This is a genomic window from Pseudomonas sp. DF11, assembly GCF_058148565.1.
This window is the reverse complement of sequence record NZ_JBYVYN010000001.1, coordinates 372648-391760: the sequence shown is the minus strand read 5'-3', so window position 1 is coordinate 391760 and position 19113 is coordinate 372648. Positions and strand designations below refer to the sequence as shown.

Sequence of the window (19113 nt, the reverse complement as noted above, 5' to 3'; positions counted from 1 at the left end):
GAGAGCTGTGGCGGTTATCGCGAGCAGGCTTTGCTCCCACCGCGAAGCGGTGTTTAATCACCCGGCGAGTCCTTTACGCTGTTGCTACCTCCAACAATCATTCTGGAGCTTCAGATGTCTGCGCCATCCGATCATGCCGCTTCTTGCACCCTGTCCTTTGATGCTCTGGTGAACCTGCTGGAGAAGATTTTCCTGCGTCATGGCACGTCGACCGACGTTGCGCGGTGCCTGGCTGAAAACTGCGCCGGGGCCGAGCGCGACGGTGCCCATAGCCATGGGGTGTTTCGCATTCCCGGATATGTCTCGACACTCGACAGCGGTTGGGTCAACGGTAAGGCCGTGCCGGTGGTCGAAGATGTCGCGTCAGGGTTCGTCGCAGTGGACGCCGGTAACGGGTTTGCCCAGCCAGCCCTGGCCGCCGCGCGTCCATTGCTGGTGGCGAAGGCCCGCAGTGCCGGTATCGCTGTCCTGGCCATTCGCAATTCCCATCACTTTGCCGCGCTCTGGCCGGATGTCGAGCCGTTTGCCTATGAAGGCCTGGTGGCGTTGAGCGTGGTCAACAGCATGACGTGCGTGGTGCCCCATGGCGCCGACCGTCCATTGTTTGGCACCAATCCCATTGCCTTCGCCGCGCCGCGGGCCGACGGCGAGCCGATTGTCTTCGACCTCGCCACCAGCGCCATCGCCCACGGCGACGTACAGATTGCCGCACGCAAGGGCGAGCTGTTGCCGCCGGGCATGGGCGTGGACAGCCTCGGCCAGCCGACCCGCGACCCCAAGGCGATTCTCGAAGGTGGCGCGCTCCTGCCATTTGGCGGGCATAAGGGCTCGGCGTTGTCGATGATGGTCGAGTTGCTGGCCGCTGCGCTGACTGGCGGCAATTTTTCCTTCGAATTCGACTGGCACAACCATCCGGGGGCCAAGACGCCGTGGACCGGCCAGTTGTTGATCGTGATCGACCCGAGCAAGACCGCCGGGCAGGACTTCGCCGAGCGCAGCCAGGAATTGGTCAGGCAGATGCATGGCGTCGGGTTGCGCCGGTTGCCGGGAGACCGTCGCCACCGCGAGCGCAGCAAATCCAATGAGCATGGGATTACCCTGGACGAGCCGGTCTTGGCACAGTTGCGCGAGTTGGCGGGGATTTGAGCAACCTGGGAGCACCGGTGGCAGCCAGGCTGGCTGCCCACCGACTGGAGCCGGTGCCTCGCCGTGACACACTGTGCCAAGCCTTCTACTATGACGGCTTCTTTTCTCTGGAATCGCTTGGATGAGTAAGCCCGGCCAAACGGTGCTGGTTGCGCTGCGCAAGATGATCGCCTCGGGCGAGCTGGCCGCTGGTGAACGCTTGATGGAAGTCCCCACGGCCGAACTGTTCGGTGTTTCGCGCATGCCGGTGCGCATGGCGTTCCGCACCCTGGAGCAGGAAGGGTTGCTGGTGCGCTTCGGCGGACGAGGTTTCCAGGTGCGTTCGGTCAGTGCCGAGCAGATCGCCGGGGCCGTGGAGGTGCGTGGCGTGCTGGAGGGCCTGGCGGCCCGGCAGACGGCCGAGCACGGTTTGTCTGAAGAGGCCCGCGCGATACTCGAGCAATGTCTGGTGCAGGGCGATGAACTGTTCGCCAAGGGCTATGTGACCGAGGACGACCTGGAGGTCTATCACGACCTCAACATGCGCTTTCACCAGGTGATCGTCGAAGGCAGCCACAACCCGGCGATTGCCGATGCCCTGGCTCGCAACGATCATTTGCCATTCGCCTCAGTGACCGCCCTGGCGGTGGATCGCCAGAACATGGCCGGCGAGTTTCGCCGCTTCAACTATGCCCATATGCAACACCATTCGGTGTTCGACGCGTTGATCCACCGCCAGGGCGCCCGCGCCGAGGCGATCATGCGCGAGCATGCCAATGCGACCTTGCGTTACGCCGAGGTGTTCGGCTCGACGCTGGCTGATGAGCGGATGACGGTGATTCTGCGTTCGGAGTGAACAGCCCCAATTGTGGATGAATGCTGGATCGTGAACTCATCACTGAACCCCTGTGGGAGCGAGCCTGCTCGCGAAAGCGGTGGATCAGTCACCATCGATGCTGCAGAACTCACGCCATCGCGAGCAGGCTCGCTCCCACAATGCCGGTGTTAGAGGTCCAGTACTAAGACTGGTGTCTTGGACCTGGAGCAACACGGCGTGAACTGGTCGTTGCAAGCCTGTTCCGCCTCGGTCAGAAACATGTCCCGATGTTCAGGTACGCCTTCCAGCACACGCGTCAGGCAGGTGCCACATACACCTTGCTCGCAGGAAATCGGAATTTCGATGCCATGGCTCTCCAGCACCTGCACCACGCTGCGGTCGGCCGGCACGTCGAACACTTGGCCGCTGCGGGCCAGCTTGACCGAAAAACTGCCATCGGCGCGGGTGTCGGTGGGGGCAGCGGCGAAGTATTCGCGGTGCAGGCAGGCCTCTTGCCAGCCTTGGTCCTTGGCGGTGTCGAGGATGTGCTGCATGAAACCACCGGGCCCGCACACGTAGAGGTGCAGGTCATCGCCGGGCACGGCCAGCACCTTGGCGGCGTCCAGCTGGGTTTGCGGTTCTTCATCGAAATGCAGGAATACCCGGTCGGCGTAAGGGGATTGGCGCAGGCGCTCGACAAAGGCTGCGCGGTCCCGGGCGCGGGCGCAGTAATGCAGCTCGAACGCCGCACCGCTCTGGGCCAGGTGTTCGGCCATGCACAGGATCGGCGTAATACCGATGCCACCAGCGAACAGCAAGCTGCGCCGGGCTTGCGGGGCGAGGGGGAACAAGTTGCGCGGTTCGCTGATGTGCAAGCGCATGCCTGGCTGGATCAGCTCATGCAGGCTGCGCGAACCACCGCGGGACGCCGGATCCTTGAGCACGCCGATGAGGTAGCGATGCCGTTCCTCTGGGTGGTTGCACAGCGAGTACTGGCGAATCAGCCCGCTGGGCAAGTGCACGTCGATATGGGCGCCGGCGGTGAAGGCCGGCAACGGTTCGCCATCGACACGCGTCAGCTCGTAGCTGCAGATGTCGAGGGCTTCGTTGTGTCGCGCCGCGACCTGGACTTCGATCATGGTCGCTGCTCCGCCACTTGCGGTTGATGGCTGCTGGCGATCAAGCCGGCCTGTGCTTCCCGTTCCCGTGCGATCCAGCGCTCCAGCACTCGCCGGGACTGCACACCGCCGGCATCGATGTTGAGCTTGAGCAAATTGCGTTGCGGATGATCCAGCAGGTTGCGCTGTTGGCGCTCGAGCATTTCCAGGTCTTCGCTGAAAATCTTGCCTTGGCCTTCGCGAATGGACGCGGTAAGGGCTTCATCCTGCGGTTGGAAATGCCGCGCCATGCCCCAGAAATACCAGATCGAGGTCTCGGTTTCCGGCGTGATGAAATCCACCACGATGCTCGACGCCTTGAATTGCGGCGCGGCGTGATAACCGCCGTTGCCGGCATGGGCGACACCCACTTCGATCAATACATGGCTGGGCGGGGTGAAGCGGCAGATCTGCCAGCGGTCCACTGGCACATCGTCGGCCAGGTTGTTGCCGCGCAAGGCCATGCGCCAGAACGGTGGGGCCATGATGTTTTCCATGTGCCGGGCGGTAACCACTTCATCGCCTTCGACCGTGGTCACCGGCGGCGCCTCGTCGATTTCCTTCTGGCCGATGCTTGAGGCATGGACGTAGGTTTCGTGGGTCAGGTCCATCAGGTTGTCGATCATCAAGCGATAGTCGCACTGGATGTGGAACAGGCCTCCGCCGTAGGCCCATTCATCGCTTTCGGCCCATTCCAGATGATGGATCAGCGCCGGGTCGGCCAACGCCTGGTCACCGGGCCAGACCCAGATGAATCCATGCCGCTCCTGCACCGCAAAAGTCTTGTTGCAAGGGAATCCTCGTACCCGCTGCCCCGGCATCTCGACGGTCTTGCCGTCGCAGCCCATCACCAAGCCGTGATAGCCGCATACCAGGTTGCCGTTGTCGACGTAACCCAGGGAGAGCGGGGCGCCGCGATGGGGGCAGAAATCTTCCACGGCCGCGACCTTGCCCTCGTGCCCGCGGTAAAAAACCATCTTCTCACCACAGATCTGGCGACCCAGGGGTTTGTCGGCGATTTCATCGGGGGTGCAGGCAACGTACCAGGCATTTTTGGGGTACATGACGGATCTCCAGGCGGGATGTTGTTTTTATCTGTGGATCCATTAACTCTCTTAACTAATTTGCTTGTCAATAATTTTGCTGGTTTTGTGGATGATCGGTTTTTATAGTGGATCCATTGGTGCTGAATCGATGATTGCATCAAAACCGATAGGCCGCCGGCACCTGCGCTTCGACGAACCGCTGCATGTGCTTCAGAAAACTGGCCTGCAGCCTGGAAACCGGCCCCTGGATGGGCAGGAGCATGCTGAAGTTCATTTCTATCGCCGGTTCGAAGGCCCGGAAGACGATGCCCTGGCGAGTCGCTTCAATCAGGCGCTGGGGACCATTCGCGTCAAGGGTATCTATGACAGAATTCGCCAGAAGTACTTTAATTTCGATATCTACGGCGAGTAATCCTCGGGTGTTTTCGGCCCGCAGGCATTGGCTTGCGGGCTGTCTTACCGGCATGTTGCGGCACAACACGGAGTGATCCATGAAAACCAAGGCGGTACTCACTGAGCAGGATGTTGAGCAATTGCTGGTGGCGGCCAGGAAGCTGGCGCACGAGCGTCAATGGGCTGTGTCGATCTGTGTGGTGGACGACGGTGGTCATCCCCTCGGGCTATCGCGCCTGGACGATGCCTCGCCGTTATCGGCCTATATCGCCACCGAAAAAGCGCGTACTGCCGCCATGGGCCGGCGCGACAGCAAGGTCTTCGAAGACATGATCAACGGCGGCCGTTACGCCTTCCTCAGCGCCCCGCACCTGCAAGGCATGCTCGAAGGCGGCGTGACCATCCGTCACGACGGCCAGTGCATCGGCGCTATCGGCGTGTCCGGCGTCAAGGCCGAGCAGGATGCCGAACTGGCTCGTTTGGCGGTGGAGGCGGTGATTACTCCGGATGCCTGAGGCTTCGGTCGAGTCGCAAAGGCGGCATGACAGCCGGCCTGGTTCTTGGTGGGACCGAGCGAGCCTGCTCGCGATGGCGGTGGGTCCGTCAACAAATGTATTTACAGAACCGAACGATTCTCGAGCAAGCCCGTCTCCACCAAGGTTTGCACAAATCTTCCAGACACGCTCCTCATCAGCAGTTAATCTGCCAAGAGCACATTCACTGAACGGGGCAGGGCATGACCGCGCGCAACTGGATCGATCTCAAGCAGGACCCCACGTCCGGCATCGAGACCGTGCGCGCGCATTTCGAGGGGCATGCCTACGATCCCCATTGGCATGACGCCTATCTGGTGGGCGTGACCGAGCAGGGCGTGCAGCAGTTTCATTGCCGTCGCCAGCAGCACAACAGCACGCCGGGCAAAGTGTTCCTGCTTGAGCCCGGCGAGCTCCACGACGGCAATGCCCCTCACGATCAAGGGTTTACCTACCGCACGTTGTACCTGGAGCCCCACTGGCTGGAGCGCGAGTTGCGCTCCTTGTTCGATGTGGCGCCGGACAATGCCGAGTTGGGGTTTGCCGCCACCCTGACTGACGATGCGCGACTGGCGAATGCCACCGCCTTGGCCTTCCAGAGCCTGCATGAGCAGGAGATCCGTATCGTGCGCCAGACCGCCCTCGATACCCTGTTGGCCAACCTGACCCAACACCTGCACTGGCGCGCACGGATCAACCCCGACCCGCGCCTGCCATTGGTGGCGCAGCAGGCCCGGGATTATCTGCATGGTCATCTGAGTGAAGACATCGGCCTGGATGACCTGGCGCGGGTCACCGGTGTGGATCGGTTCCGCCTGACTCGGGCGTTCAAGGCGGCTTTCGGCCTGGCGCCCCACGCCTATCTGATCCAGTTGCGCCTGGCCCGCGCCCGGCGTCTGCTGGCCTGTGGCGAGAGCGCCGTGGCGGTGGCGGCCATGCTCGGTTTTGCCGACCAGAGCCACTTGGGCCGCTGGTTCCAGCGCGCCTATCGTTTGAGCCCGGCGGACTACCGCAAGCGCTGCTCAATTGTTCCAGACTGACCACGTCTTCGTGGGGATGATCAAGCGATCGATCATCCACCGAGACGTTGCTCCATGGACCAGTTACTGCCGTTTGCCTTGTTCGCCTTTGTCGCCTCCATTACCCCGGGCCCGACCAATATCCTGGTGCTGAGCCACAGTTCGCGCTTCGGCCTGGCGACCACGGTGCCGATCATCCTCGGTGCCTGCGCCGCGGCGGCTTTGCTGGTGTTGTTGGTGGGCACGGGATTGGGCGATGTGCTGGCGCGCCACGCTACGGTGCAGACCGCGCTTTCATGGGCGGGCATTGCCTGGTTGAGCTGGATGGCCTGGCAGATTTTCAGCGCACCGGCCCAGGCCATCGACCCGGATCGGCCGGTCGAAGGCCCGCGCCTGGGCTTGGCGGGCGCCGCCGGGTTGCAGTTGGTGAACCCCAAGACCTGGATGATGGCGTTGGCGGTGGTCAGCGTTTTTGCCGGCGCCGAGGCCGACCGTACCGTGCGGGTGCTCTGGCTTTCCTTGGCGTTTTTCGCCATTTCGATTCCATGCATGACCGTCTGGGCCTACCTGGGCCGCGGCGCTGCGCGGTTCTGCCGTTCCGCTGTGGCGATGGGGCGGTTCAATCGGGTCATGGCGGTGATGCTGCTGGTATCGGCGTGGTTGACCTTGGTGGTCTGAGAATAAGCGGGACGTTGTGGCGAGGGGATTTATCCCCGCTGGGTTGCGAAGCGCCCGCCCGAAGGGCAAGCGCTTGGCGAAGCCTCGGTTTATCGCCGGTCAGCTTTGCAAGTACACCGCGTGGGTATGGGTGTACTCATACAAGCCATGCTTGCCATCGGCCCCGCCAACCCCGGATTTGCGCACCCCGGCGTGAAAGCCTTGCATGGCTTCGAAGTTTTCCCGGTTCACGTAGGTCTCGCCGAAGTCCAGGCCACGAATGGCGTGCATGGCGCGGCTCAGGTCCCGGGTGTAGACCGAAGAGGTCAGACCGTAGTCGCAGTCGTTGGCCAGGGCTATGGCCTCGTCCAGGTCGTCGATGATCTGGATCGGCAGTACCGGACCAAAGATTTCCTCGCGCATGATCTCCATCGAAGCGTTGCAGCCGGCCAGTACCGTGGGCTGGAAGTGGAAACCGCTGGTCCGGTCCGCCACGCTGCCGCCGCTGATCAGGCTGGCGCCCTGGCTGAGGGCTGTTCGCACCTTGCGCTCGACGCTGTCCAGGCCTTGGCGGTTGATCAGCGGGCCCATTTCCACGTCTGGCTCGGCCAACGGGTCGCCGTAGCGGGTGGCGGACATCGCCGCGCTGATGCGCTCGATGAACTGATCGGCGACCTCGCGCTGCACGTAGACCCGTTCGGCACAGTTGCAGACTTGCCCGGTATTGATGATCCGCGAGTCGCGAATGGCTTTTACCGCCAGCTCCAGATCGGCGTCCGCCAGCACAATGGCCGGCGCCTTGCCGCCCAGCTCCAGGTTGAGTTTGGTAATGTTCGCCGCTGCCGCCGTCATGATCCGTGAACCGGTCTCAACACTGCCGGTGAAGCTGATCATGTCCACGCCTTTGTGGCCGCTCAAGGCTGCGCCCACCTGGCCGTCGCCACACACGACATTGAACACGCCAGGTGGCAGGTCGGTCTCGGCCACTAATCGAGCGAATTCGAAACAGTTGTTCGGGGTTTCTTCGCTGGGCTTGATGACGATGGTGTTGCCGGTCAGCAGGGCCGGGGCCATCTTGCGAGCGATCAAAAAGAACGGAAAGTTCCACGGCAGGATTCCCGCCACCACGCCCAAGGGCTTGCGGAACAGGAAGATATTTTCCCCAGGACGGTCGCTGGTGATGATCTCACCTTCGATGCGCCGGGCCCATTCGGCCATGTAGTCGAGGTAGTCAGCGGTGAAGTTCACCTCCACTTCGGCCAGGGCGCTGATCTTGCCTTGTTCCAGGGTAATGGTGCGCGCCAGGTGCGCGACGTTTTCCCGCAGTTTGGCGGCGATGCGCCGCAGGTGCCCGGCGCGTTCGATGGCCGGTTTGGCCGACCAGTCTTTCTGTGCGGCGCGAGCGGCGGCCAGGGCTTGATCGACGTCGGCAGCGCTGGAGGCCGGGACCCGGGACAGCAGCGCCCCGGTGGCCGGATTGAACACCTCCAGGTGTGCCTCGCTGTGGGTGAACTGGCCGTTGATGAAGTTCTGGAACACGGGAACGGATGACATGGCAGTGTCCTTCAATAAGTGCGCGAGGGTGCTGGGGCGGTGGCGGATTGGCGATAGCGGGCGAGGGTGGCCTGGGCGCTCTGGCGCAACAGGCTGATGTCGATGGCCACGGCAATGAACTGGCAGCCCCAACCCTGGTAGCGCCGGGCGTCTTCTTCGTTGGGCGCGAGGATGCCGCAGGCCTTGCCCGCCGCGAGGGTGGCGTTCACGGCGTGTCGGATGCGTTCCTGGACCTCGGGATGACCGGGATTGCCCGCATGGCCAAGGCCGATGGACAGGTCCGCCGGGCCGATGAACACCGCGTCCACGCCCTCGACGGCAGCGATGGCTTCGACGTTTTCCACGCCCGTGCGCGATTCCACCTGGACGATCAGGCACAGTTCTTCATGGGCCGTGTTGAGGTAGTTCGCCACGCCATCCCAGCGGGTGGCGCGGGTCAGGCCGCCGCCCACGCCACGAATGCCGTGGGGCGGATACCGCATGGCGCGCACCAGGGCCTGGGCTTGTTCGGCGGTTTCGACCATGGGAATCATCAGGGTCTGGGCGCCGATGTCCAATAGTTGCTTGATCAGGTTGGCATCGCCGGTCACCGCCCGCACCACTGGCGCGGTGCCGTAGGGTGCCACGGCCTGGAGTTGGCTGAGCACGCTGGGCACGGTGTTGGGCGCGTGTTCGCCATCGATCAGCATCCAGTCGTAGCCGGTGCTGGCGACGATTTCAGCGGCGTAACCGCTGGCGAAACCGGCCCAGATGCCGTACTGGGTGTCCTTTGAGGTCAACGCGGCCTTGAAGGTGTTGCGGGGCATGTTCATGGCTGGCTCCTTAGCGGTTATAAGGCCGGTGCAGTTGGCATTCCGGGTTCAGCGTCACGCCAAAGCCAGGTTGATCGAGAACCGACAGGCGCATGCGGCCTTGCACTGGCACCGGTTCGCCCAGCAGTTGCGGGTGAAACATCGGCACCACTTGGTCCGCCTTGGGCGCCATCATCAGGAACTCGGCGAATGGGCTGTTATGCCGCGTGGCGACGAAGTGATAGCTGTAGACCGAGGAGCCGTGAGGGATCACCAAGGTGTTATGGGCGTCGGCCAGGGCGGAGATTTTCACCAGTTCGGTGAGGCCACCGCACCAACCGACATCCGGCTGGATGATGTCGCAGCAGCCCATTTCCAACAGCATACGAAAGCCCCAGCGGGTCGCTTCATGCTCGCCAGTGGTCACCAGCATGCCCTTGGGTACGTTGTTGCGCAGCGCCGCGTAGCCCCAATAATCGTCGGGCGGCAGCGCTTCTTCGATCCATTTCAAGCCGTACTCATGGGCACCGACCGCGAGCCGGGTGGCGTAATTGAGGTCCAGGCTCATCCAGCAATCGAGCATTAGCCAGAAGTCCGGGCCGACCCTTTCGCGCATGCTCGCCAATACCTCGAGGTTCTTGCGCAGGCCTTCCTCACCTTCGGCCGGGCCGTGATGCAAAGGCAGCTTGCCGCCGATGAAACCCATTTTCTGTGCCAGGTCCGGCCGGGCGCCGGTGGCGTAGAACTGCAGCTCATCGCGCACCGCGCCACCGAGCAATTGGTGCACCGGCTCCTGGCGGATCTTGCCGAGCAAGTCCCAGAGCGCCAGGTCCACGCCGGAAATCGTGTTGATCACCAGGCCTTTGCGACCGTAGTACAGCGCCGATTGGTACATCTGGTCCCAGATCTTTTCGATGTCGGTGACCCGCGCGCCTTCGACGAATCGTGCCAAGTGCTTTTCAACGATGTAGGCCGCTGGTTCGCCACCGGTGGTCACGGCAAAACCGACGGTGCCATCGCTGGCTTCGATTTCCACCACCAGGGTGCCGAGTACGTTGATGCCGAAACTGCGACGGCTCTGGCGGTAGTCCGGGTACTTGCTCATGGGCGTAGCGATGTGGTCGTCGATCCAATGGCCGTCGGCCTGGTCGTGATAATCCGCGCCGCCGCCTCGCAGGACAAAAGCGCGGACGTGCTTGATCGTGGGGATACCCATGGTGCAGCTCCTTGAGTTAAACAGTGGCCGGTGTGTTCGAAGCGCGTTGGCCGGGGGAGTGGATGCCCAGTACCAGCAACGCGGCGATGACTGTGGTGCCGGCGAGCAGATAAAGGCCGGCGGCAGGGGAATGGAAGGCACCTTCGGCCCAGTTCTTCAGCACCGGGGCAATGAAGCCGCCGAGGGCACCGAAGGAGTTGATCAACGCGATGCCCGCCGCTGCGGCGCTACCGGCCAGGTAGCTGGACGGAAAGGTCCAGAACACCGGTTGTACGGCGATGAATCCGGAGGCGGCGAAGCACAGGGCAATGATGCCTAGCAATGGGCTGGACACGCTCACCGAGCAGGCGATCCCGGCGGCCGCCATCAGCAGGGTCAGCGCGGCGGTACGGCGGCGCTGGCCGGTGCGGTCGCTGTAGCCGGGAATCAGATACGCCGCACAGAGGGCGCAGACCCATGGAATTGCCGTAACCAACCCGACCATCAGCCCGACCTTGCTGCCCAGCAACCCGCCCACCTGGGTCGGCAGGTAAAACACCACGCCGTAGACACTGGCCTGGATCAGCAGGTAAATCAGGCACAGGTACAGTACCGATGGTTGGTACAGCACGCTGAGCAGGCTACGGCCGTGGGACTGTTTGTGTTGATCCTCTGCATCGAGCAGGTCCTGGACCTGGCGGCGTTCTTCGGCCGAGAGCCATTTCGCATCGGCCGGACGATTGTCCAGATACCAGTAGGCCCACACGCCGACCGCCGAAGCCATCAAGCCTTCCACGGCGAACAGCCATTGCCAGCCGTGAACACCGGCGAAGCCGTCCAGTTCCAACAGCAGGCCCGACAACGGACTGCCGAAGATGAACGCCAGTGGCGCACCAAAGTAGAAGAAACCCATGGCCTTGCCCCGGGCCGCCGAGGGGAACCAGTAGGTGAGGTAGAGAATGACCCCGGGGAAGAATCCGGCTTCGGCCACGCCCAGCAAGAAGCGCAGCACGTAGAAACTGGTTTCGTTGTGGGCAAAGACCATGGCCGCTGAAACCAGGCCCCAGGTAACCATGATCCGGCACATCCACAACCGCGCACCGACGCGGTGCAGGATCAGGTTGCTGGGCACTTCCAGCAGTGCGTAACCGGCGAAGAACACCCCGGCACCAAATGCGAATGCAGCGTCGCCGATACCGGTATCGGCCTGGAAGGCTTGTTTGGCGAAGCCGACGTTGGCCCGGTCGAGAAAGGCCATGATGTACATCAGCAGCAGGAAGGGCAGCAGGCGCCAGGAAATCTTGGCCAGCACAGACGCAGGAAGAGTCTTCATCGCGGGAGTCCTTTAGCAGGTATTTGTTCTTATGGGCTGGACTGTACGGCGGGGGATTGATGCGTTACAAATCGAATCTCGCTAACAAACGATACCTTCAAGGTATCGATAATCCGAGACTCATCGATGACCGATCCCGTGCTGTCCCGCAGCCTGTTCAACCGTCTGCGCTACAAACACCTGCATATGCTGGTAGCCCTGAGCGCCAGCCAAAACCTGCATCGCGCCTCCCAGAGCCTGAACATGTCGCAACCGGCGGCGACCCGGATGCTGCACGAGATCGAGGACATGTTCGGTTGCGACCTGTTTGAACGCTTGCCAAGGGGCATGCGCCCGACCGCCTTGGGCCAGGAGTTGATCCGCTTCGCCGAGTCCGCCTTGAGTGGCCTGGACCGCTGCGCCGAGGACCTGCTGGCCCGTCAGCAGGGCGGTTACGGTTACCTGTCCATCGGCACCATCATGGGTGCCGCGCCAGACCTGGTAATGGACTCCATCGCCCGCATCAAGGCCCTCAACCCGCAATTGCGCATTCGCATCATGGGCGACACCAGCGACCAGGTGATCCAGTTGCTGGAACAAGGTCGCATCGACCTGGCCATCGCCCGGCGCAACGCAGCCACCGACAGTGAACACTACGATTTCGAACAACTGGGCAACGAGCGCTTGCTGGTGGTGGTCCATGCCGGACACCCGTTGGCCCGGCGTAAAAAACTGGCCCTGGCCGAATTGGTCAGCGACTGGCCGTGGATCCTGCAGCCGGAAACCAGCCCGGCGCGCATCGGCCTCGATCAGGCGCTACAACGTCTGGCGCTGCCGACACCGGCGGACATCATCGAATGCAGTTCGGTGTATTCCATGCAGCAACTGATTCAACTGACCGACGCAATCATGGTGCTCTCGGAAACCGCTTTGCGCGATTACCTGAAGATGGGGCTGGTGGTCGCGTTGCCGGTGGAACTGGAGGTGCAATTGGCGCCGTTCGGGATGTTGCGGCGCAAGGGCGAACCGGTGAGCCGGGAGTTGGGCTTGTTCATTGATTTGCTGCGTAGCCGGGCTGCGTTGTGAGGCGGGGATAAAAGCGCAATGGCGTGCTGCGCGGCAGCAACCCCTCGCAACAGTCTGACGGTTTCAAACCACGACGGTTTTAGGGAGCATCGGCCACGCCAAGCATGGCGAACTTTAAATCAAACGACCCCAAGGAAGGAGGTCCATCATGTCCAATCTCGATACCCATATCGAGTTCATCCAGGCGCGGCTGCCCGTCTGGTTGAAACGCGCCTCGCGGATCCATCAGGAGCGTTTCAAGGTCTTTACCAAGCAATTGCAGCGCGACAGCGACGCGCTCAACGCGCTACTCATCGACCTGCCGGCGCCGGAAACTTTCACGCGCGACTTGCTGCAGGCACGGCCGGAAATGCAGGCCTGGCGCCTGGTGAATGGCGCCGGCAGCGTTGCGGATGCGGTACGCCGGGCCAGGGTCAAGCGCGACCACTTCGGCACCTCGCTGTCGGCGGTCGAAGCGGCCATGCGCAATTATCCTCCCGCCGATGCCGCCATTGGCGGCACTTTCGATAAGAATGGCGAGCTATTCATCAAGGGCAAGCCTGGAGAGTTTTATCGCTGGGGGGCTCCGTCAGACACCACGGCGCTGCCCACGACCCCCGCCAGCTTCGCGCGTCTGTGCCGGGAACTGGATGCAGGCGGTGCCTATCAACGCCTGCTCAAGCAACGACTGCCACAGATCCGCAACGAGGTCCCGGTTGTCGCCGACGCCTATATCAAGTACGCACGCAGCCTGCTCGCCTATGACGCCTACGAGGCGAAGCTGGATGGGCGCCTGGATGAAACCGGTGAGCGGTTGCTGGCCCATGTCGGGGTGCAACTCAACGCTTACCCGGTCAAATCCCTGGCCTGTGAGGTCAAGGCACTGGAGATTCTCTCCGTGCCATTGTTTGGCGTCAGGGTGTACTGGGGATTGGAAGGGGACGCCAAAGGCGTTCGTCCGGTGGTCTTGCACATGCCCCATGACATTGTGGCACCGATCAGGCAATTCCCCAGCTTGCAGGCCATGGCCGCGCAGTTGATCGAACGGCTGCGCAGACGGCGTTATCGCGAGAGCCTGATGCGCTATTTCCCGATACGCCTGCAAGCCCGGCTCGGCGACGCGCTGCATGATCAATTGGAGTGGGAGATAAAGGACAACCTCAATATTTTCCAGGAAATCCACGCCCGCATCGTGGGCTGGCGAGAGGGTGAGCTTGGCGAGGACGGCAACCCCCGGCGCATTCGGGTGCCTGCGCCCCATGTGCCCTGGACCCTGGGTGATGTGCGTGAAAATCACTGGGACGATCGCTATCACGAATGGCGGACCCACACCTTGGTCAATGCCTCGGCACTGATGGTCTCCACCAAGGACCAGGATTGGCAGGCGCTGCTGGCTCGCCTCGAATACTGGGAAAGTCTCGCCGAGCGCTCCCTGATGCTCGCCGTCAGCTTCATTCCGTTCTGCGCACCTGTCGGGATGGCTGCGGCGGCGGTGGGTGGGGTGCGCCTGGTGTATGAGTTCTTCGAAGGTATCCAGGCGTTCAATGAAGGCCACGCGCAAGAAGGCATCGACCACATCTTCAACGTCCTGTTCGGAGTCGCCCAAGGCGCCTATCTGGGGTTCATCGGCGGGGCGGTCGAACCCATGCCGATGCGAGACGGTACGACACGCTTGTGGAATGGCGATGTCACGCCTTTCCAGGCGCGGCGCCTGCCACCCATTGAGGCCGAGCAGGACGCCTGGGGGGTATGGCGCACGACGGACGAGGCATGGGTGCAGGTCGAGGGCCGCTATTTCGAGGTGCAGGGCACCGCCGACGCCGTGGACTTGCGTCTCCCCGCCGACCATCGTGGCGTGACGCCGCTCCTGGAGTGGAACCGTGCCCGCGGCTGGCAATGGGCACACCGTAATCCGTTGCAGCGCGGCAACCTGGAACTGCTGCGTAACTTTGTCGAGACGCCAGCCGAACTGGACGACCCTACGATTCTTGCCCTGCAACGACAGGTGGGTGTCAGCGAGGCGCACCTGCGCTACCTGCAAGTGAACGGGCAGCCGATGCCGGCCATCTTCGCCGACGCCCTGGGTGAAGCACGGGATTGGCAAAGGGTGCAGCAAACCATTGGGCGTCTGCGCGGCGGCGAAGCGCCAGGCAGCATGCACGTTCGAATCACTCAGACCCTCGTGGATCTGCCGGGTTGGCCCGAGGCTGTGACGCTGCGCTATCACGATGGGGTGCGGGTTCACTCTACGGGTGACACGGCGGCTACGCGCTTTCTCAATCTGAACCAGGCTGATCTGGCACAGGATGGCTGGGCCAATCACATCCTGGCAGGCCTGAGCGTGAGCGAGCAACGTGCGCTGTTGGGGCAAAGCCCCCTCGGCCTGCGTCCGGTGGAGAGCAGTCGGCTGTTGGCGGGCCGTTGGGCGACTCACCTGGAACGCAATGTTACCCAGGTGACTACTACCATGGCCCGGTCCACCACGCTCGATCCGTTGGCCGTTCCCGTGGCTCGGGCCTTCTCCGGGCTGCCGGAATCCATGGCCAACGAGCTTGCCAGCCAGGCTCAAGGCGAGGACCTGGTGCGCCTGCGTGCCGGCCGGGTGACGGGAAGCCTGGGTAAACAGTGCGTAGAAGCCCTGACCGAGCTGCGCCTGACACGTACGTTGCGTGCTTTGGAGCGCGGAGAAAGCAGCACCGATCGAGACCGCGTCGTCATGGGCTTGCTGGGCAATATGGCCCCATTGCGCGGCCGGTTGCGCCTGCGCCTGGTGTCGAGCGAACTGGCCAGCCCGTTGGAAGTGGGGGAAGAGGGGCCCTTGAAAGTCATTCGCCAGGACGGCGGGCAGTACCAGGCCTTTGACGAGCAGGGCAACGAGCTGGGCGTGGGGTCGAGCCTGGAAGAGGCGCTGTTGAACGCAATGCCGGACGAGGCTCGCAAGGCGCTGGGATTCAACATTTGGGAGGCGGCCAGGCTTCGCAAGGCGCTGCTGGGGCAAGCCCTTGACGATCGGCAAGGGCTGCGTGCGTTTCTGCTCCTCAAGCGCCTGGACAGCGGCGCGCAAGGCCCGCAATGGCAGAACGGACGCTTGGGTTATCCGCTCAGCGGGCGTGGAAAACTGCCGTTGCAGGGCTGGCGCCACAATCTGGAGGGACGTCTTGAGCGACTATATCCTCACTATGCCGGGGATGCCCTCGCGGGGCTTCAGCGCAGCCTGACCGATCAGGCCGCGCGTGAAGGCCTCAGCCTGAACCAGTTGGTCAGTCGGCTGAGCAATGAATGGGCGACGCTCGATGAAGGGTTGCGCCAGTGGGAAGTCCATGAGGGCGTTCATCACCCGGTGGAGGGTCGCTACAGCCGAGAGGATATCCTGGCGAATCGTCGCGGCGTAGCGAACGAAATCCGCCGCGCCTGGCGGCGTGAACCCGATCCGCGCAGGGAAGACAGCGAGTTGACATTGCGTCTGTCGGGGTGGGACATCGGCAGTCTCCCTACGATCCACGCACGTTTCACCCATATCGAAACCCTTACGTTGTCTCACATGGGTTTGAGTGAGGATCCCTCGGACTTCCTGCGGCTGTTTCCCAATATCGAAATGCTGCGCCTGCACGGTAATAACTTTACCGCCGTACCCGTGGCGGCGGGCGAGTTTCGCAATCTGCTGGAGCTGGCATTGGGTAAAAATCCACTCAATATGAACGCGGATGTATTTGCCCCCCTGATTGGTGCCAATCGCGCCCCCAAGCTGCGGGTCCTGCACCTTTCCGAGATAACTGGCGGTGCGGAGCCTGGCGCCGAGGCCAACATGGTCGCAGCCATCGGCCGCCTGGCTGAGCTACCCGCCCTACGGGAACTGGTGTGGTCCGATAACCTGCATTTCACCGCCCAGCAGTTGCAAGCCATCACCGCCTTGCCCGGGTTGGAAGCGCTGGACCTGGTGCGCTGCGGCCTGCGCCTGGATGAAGAGGGCAGTGCCTTCCTGCGGACCGCCACGGCGTTGAAAGACCTGCGCCTGAGTGGCAACAACTGCCGTGACTTACCCAACCTGACGGAGCTCACAGCCCTGGAAGAGTTGGAATTGGCCTACGCAGGATTGGATCGGGTGCCGACGATGGCCTTGACGCTGCTATCCAGGCATTCATCCGACCCGATCTTCCTCGACCTCAAGGGCAACCGCATCACCAACATCCAGGATGACCTGCTTCCCGCGCTGGCCAGCATGCCAAAGAGTAATACCCTTGGGTTAGGGATTGAAGACAATCCACTCCCCAGCGCCCAGATCAACGCCCTTCGCGAACTGGACCGTCACGCTTTTCGCTACACGGCCGATGATTGGCTGGATAACCTTCCCGATCTGAAGAAAACCCTGGAAGTGGCCCGGGACGATGCCGGAGGGCGGCGTTTCATTGACTGGTTTTCCGGCGTCATACGCGACATCGATGCCAGTGAGCCCAACGGGCTGGCCCTGGGATATCGTCAGCGGGCCGCAGGGATTCTGCAGTACTACACCGGATACTCGAATCTCTATGCCGACCTCTTGATTCAGCTTCCAGACTTTGGCCAGCAACTGGGGCAACTGCGCACGCGCCTGCAAGGGCGCGTGCTGGACCGGCATACGCCAGACGTCGCTGAGCTGGAGGTGCACTTCTTGATGTTCGAGTCGGTCCAACGTGCTCGCCTCGATCCGCAGGGCGTGCCTTTCGCGCGGTTCCTGGGCAGCCAGTACGAGTATTGGAACCGGGTATTGAGCAGCCTTTATCCGGAGATATCGCAGCGCCGGGCGGCCACGACACGGGAGGGCTTCATCAATTGGCTCAGCGACGCCCAGGACACCTTCGACAGTAATGACCAACTGCCCCGCGTAGGGGAAATGACCTGGCGCCCCTACCTGGGGTTGATGTCCCGCGATTGGCTCGAAGGCCTGGCGACCTGGGACACGGTGGAGGACAGCCTGGTGGATGCCTTCAGCGAACCGGTGGACCCATCCCATTGGCCCCAGGTGCTGTTGGATAACCTGAGGCAACCTGGCACCGACCTGCCCAGTGCCCTGGAGTCGGTCACTCTACCCAACGGCATAGTCTGGCAGCGGGTGAGACTGGAAGCCGTGGCGGATGTGGACTGGGCCGCAGGTCAACCGGTGATGCTCACTGAAGATCAATTGCGGCGGACCATGGCCATCTACCGTTCGGTCAAGAGCCGGGAGATCGAAGCCCTGGCGAGGCGGATAACCACTGAACTGGTCACCCCTTGGTGGGCGCTGCGACGACAATAGCCATCCCTCGCCATACGGGAAGTGGTTGCTCGGCTAGCGCGGATTGATCAAACCTGTGGCGAGGGGATTTATCCCCGTTGGGCTGCGAAGCAGCCCCCAAACCAGGCAACTCAGTGTGCCAGGAAGATTGAGTTCATTGCTTTAGGGCTGCTACGCAGCCCAACGGGGATAAATCCCCTCGCCACAAGGCTTAGTCCACTGCGCGACGGCGCTGCGTGGAAGACGACGCGGCCACTTCCTCGCCACAATGGAATACCAACGCCTTCAGGCCACATTGCATATCCGCGTCGGGAAACTCCGGCGGATTGGCCAAACGCTGTTCGAACTTCAAGCCAGGCGCTTCACGGGTGACGCCGTCGATGAGGAAGTCGGGACCGGTGGCCGGGTCGTTGCTGCAGGCCAGTACCATGCCGTTGGCGGCCAGCAGTTCCGGCAGGCGGCGCAGGACGCGTTGGTAATCCTTGGTCAGCAGAAAACTGCCTTTCTGGAAGGTTGGCGGGTCGATGATCACCAGGTCGTACGGGCCGCTGTTGATCACTTTGCCCCAGGATTTGAACAGGTCGTGGCCGAGGAAACTCACCTGGCTCAGGTCATGGCCGTTCAGGCGATGGTTGTCGCGGCCACGGCTCAGGGCCGCGCGGGACATGTCCAGGTTCACCACATGCCGGGCGCCGCCGGCGATGGCCGCCACCGAAAAACCGCAGGTGTAGGCGAACAGGTTCAACACGCGCTTGCCCTTGGCGTTTGCCCGCACCCAGTCGCGGCCGTAGCGCATGTCGAGGAACAGGCCGTTGTTCTGCTTCTTGCCCAGGTCGATCCGGTAGCGCAGGCCACCTTCGGTCAGGGTCCATTCATCGATGGGCTCGCCCACCAGCCATTGGGTGAGGCTTTGTGGCAGGTAGCGGTGCTGCACCGCTAGGGTATGGGCCTTGCTGTGCTGCCAGGCCGGCGACGTGGTGAGCGCCAGCAGCATTGCGTTCAAGTCGTCCAGATGCGTGGGGTCCGGTTCCTTGAACAGCGACACCAGCACTATCCCTTGCAACCAGTCGACAGTGACCTGTTCCAGGCCCTGCCAGCAGCGCCCGCGGCCATGGAACAGGCGACGGGTTTCTTCGGGCACCGATGCCAGGGCTGTCAGCAAGTGGTCATGAAGGGTTTGAAGGGCTACGCAATTCAT

At 62.6% G+C, this 19113-nt stretch carries 15 protein-coding genes; 8 read left to right on the top strand and 7 right to left on the bottom strand.

The features are described from left to right. Positions 1-114: 114 nt before the first annotated feature. Positions 115-1146, top strand: a complete 1032-nt coding sequence (locus AC30D9_RS01590) for an Ldh family oxidoreductase (RefSeq protein WP_490143269.1) — start codon at positions 115-117, stop codon at positions 1144-1146. Between the two features lie 121 nt (positions 1147-1267). Beyond that, the gene (locus AC30D9_RS01585) at positions 1268-1981 is read left to right on the top strand and encodes a GntR family transcriptional regulator (protein WP_307572205.1); all 714 of its coding nucleotides are present in this window, start codon (positions 1268-1270) and stop codon (positions 1979-1981) included. A gap of 149 nt (positions 1982-2130) precedes the next feature. Here the strand turns inward: AC30D9_RS01585 and AC30D9_RS01580 are convergent, their stop codons facing one another. Together AC30D9_RS01580 and AC30D9_RS01575 are read right to left on the bottom strand one after the other, a co-directional pair. Further along, positions 2131-3081, bottom strand: a complete 951-nt coding sequence (locus AC30D9_RS01580) for a PDR/VanB family oxidoreductase (RefSeq protein ID WP_490143268.1) — start codon at positions 3079-3081, stop codon at positions 2131-2133. Next, complete coding sequence (locus tag AC30D9_RS01575) at positions 3078-4163, bottom strand: aromatic ring-hydroxylating oxygenase subunit alpha (RefSeq protein WP_134924444.1); 1086 nt, start codon at positions 4161-4163, stop codon at positions 3078-3080. The genes AC30D9_RS01580 and AC30D9_RS01575 overlap by 4 nt, the downstream gene beginning before the upstream one ends. A 130-nt stretch (positions 4164-4293) precedes the next feature. Between AC30D9_RS01575 and AC30D9_RS01570 the strand changes: the two genes are divergently transcribed. The 4 genes from AC30D9_RS01570 (at position 4294) to AC30D9_RS01555 (ending at position 6768) form a co-directional block, all read left to right on the top strand. Beyond that, positions 4294-4557, top strand: a complete 264-nt coding sequence (locus AC30D9_RS01570) for a hypothetical protein (protein WP_490143267.1) — start codon at positions 4294-4296, stop codon at positions 4555-4557. 79 nt (positions 4558-4636) lie between these two features. Continuing rightward, positions 4637-5053 carry a GlcG/HbpS family heme-binding protein gene (locus AC30D9_RS01565; RefSeq protein ID WP_134924443.1) on the top strand — a complete coding sequence of 139 codons (417 nt, stop codon included), beginning with the start codon at positions 4637-4639 and terminating at the stop codon, positions 5051-5053. 221 nt (positions 5054-5274) lie between these two features. After that, positions 5275-6111, top strand: coding sequence for an AraC family transcriptional regulator (locus AC30D9_RS01560; RefSeq protein WP_490143266.1), 837 nt, complete (start codon positions 5275-5277; stop codon positions 6109-6111). Positions 6112-6165: 54 nt separating this feature from the next. Beyond that, positions 6166-6768: a LysE family translocator gene (locus AC30D9_RS01555; protein WP_490143265.1), complete on the top strand. Its 603-nt coding sequence runs from the start codon at positions 6166-6168 to the stop codon at positions 6766-6768. A gap of 99 nt (positions 6769-6867) precedes the next feature. Here AC30D9_RS01555 and aldA read toward each other — a convergent pair whose 3' ends face one another. The 4 genes from aldA to AC30D9_RS01535 are packed head-to-tail and all read right to left on the bottom strand — an operon-like array spanning position 6868 to position 11620. Then, positions 6868-8301, bottom strand: a complete 1434-nt coding sequence (gene aldA / locus AC30D9_RS01550) for an aldehyde dehydrogenase (RefSeq protein ID WP_490143264.1) — start codon at positions 8299-8301, stop codon at positions 6868-6870. Between the two features lie 11 nt (positions 8302-8312). Further along, positions 8313-9113: an aldolase/citrate lyase family protein gene (locus tag AC30D9_RS01545; RefSeq protein WP_134924439.1), complete on the bottom strand. Its 801-nt coding sequence runs from the start codon at positions 9111-9113 to the stop codon at positions 8313-8315. A gap of 10 nt (positions 9114-9123) precedes the next feature. Beyond that, positions 9124-10308 carry an L-rhamnonate dehydratase gene (rhmD, locus tag AC30D9_RS01540; protein WP_490143263.1) on the bottom strand — a complete coding sequence of 395 codons (1185 nt, stop codon included), beginning with the start codon at positions 10306-10308 and terminating at the stop codon, positions 9124-9126. 16 nt (positions 10309-10324) lie between these two features. Continuing rightward, positions 10325-11620, bottom strand: a complete 1296-nt coding sequence (locus AC30D9_RS01535) for an MFS transporter (protein ID WP_490143262.1) — start codon at positions 11618-11620, stop codon at positions 10325-10327. Positions 11621-11746: 126 nt separating this feature from the next. On the opposite strand from AC30D9_RS01535, the gene AC30D9_RS01530 reads away from it, so the two are divergent. Both AC30D9_RS01530 and AC30D9_RS01525 read left to right on the top strand, forming a co-directional pair. Further along, on the top strand, positions 11747-12685 hold the full coding sequence (locus tag AC30D9_RS01530; RefSeq protein ID WP_134924436.1) for a LysR family transcriptional regulator: 939 nt from the start codon (positions 11747-11749) through the stop codon (positions 12683-12685). Between the two features lie 148 nt (positions 12686-12833). Then, positions 12834-17936, top strand: a complete 5103-nt coding sequence (locus AC30D9_RS01525) for a dermonecrotic toxin domain-containing protein (protein ID WP_490143261.1) — start codon at positions 12834-12836, stop codon at positions 17934-17936. 190 nt (positions 17937-18126) lie between these two features. Here the strand turns inward: AC30D9_RS01525 and AC30D9_RS01520 are convergent, their stop codons facing one another. Then, positions 18127-19113 carry a class I SAM-dependent methyltransferase gene (locus AC30D9_RS01520; RefSeq protein ID WP_490143260.1) on the bottom strand — a complete coding sequence of 329 codons (987 nt, stop codon included), beginning with the start codon at positions 19111-19113 and terminating at the stop codon, positions 18127-18129.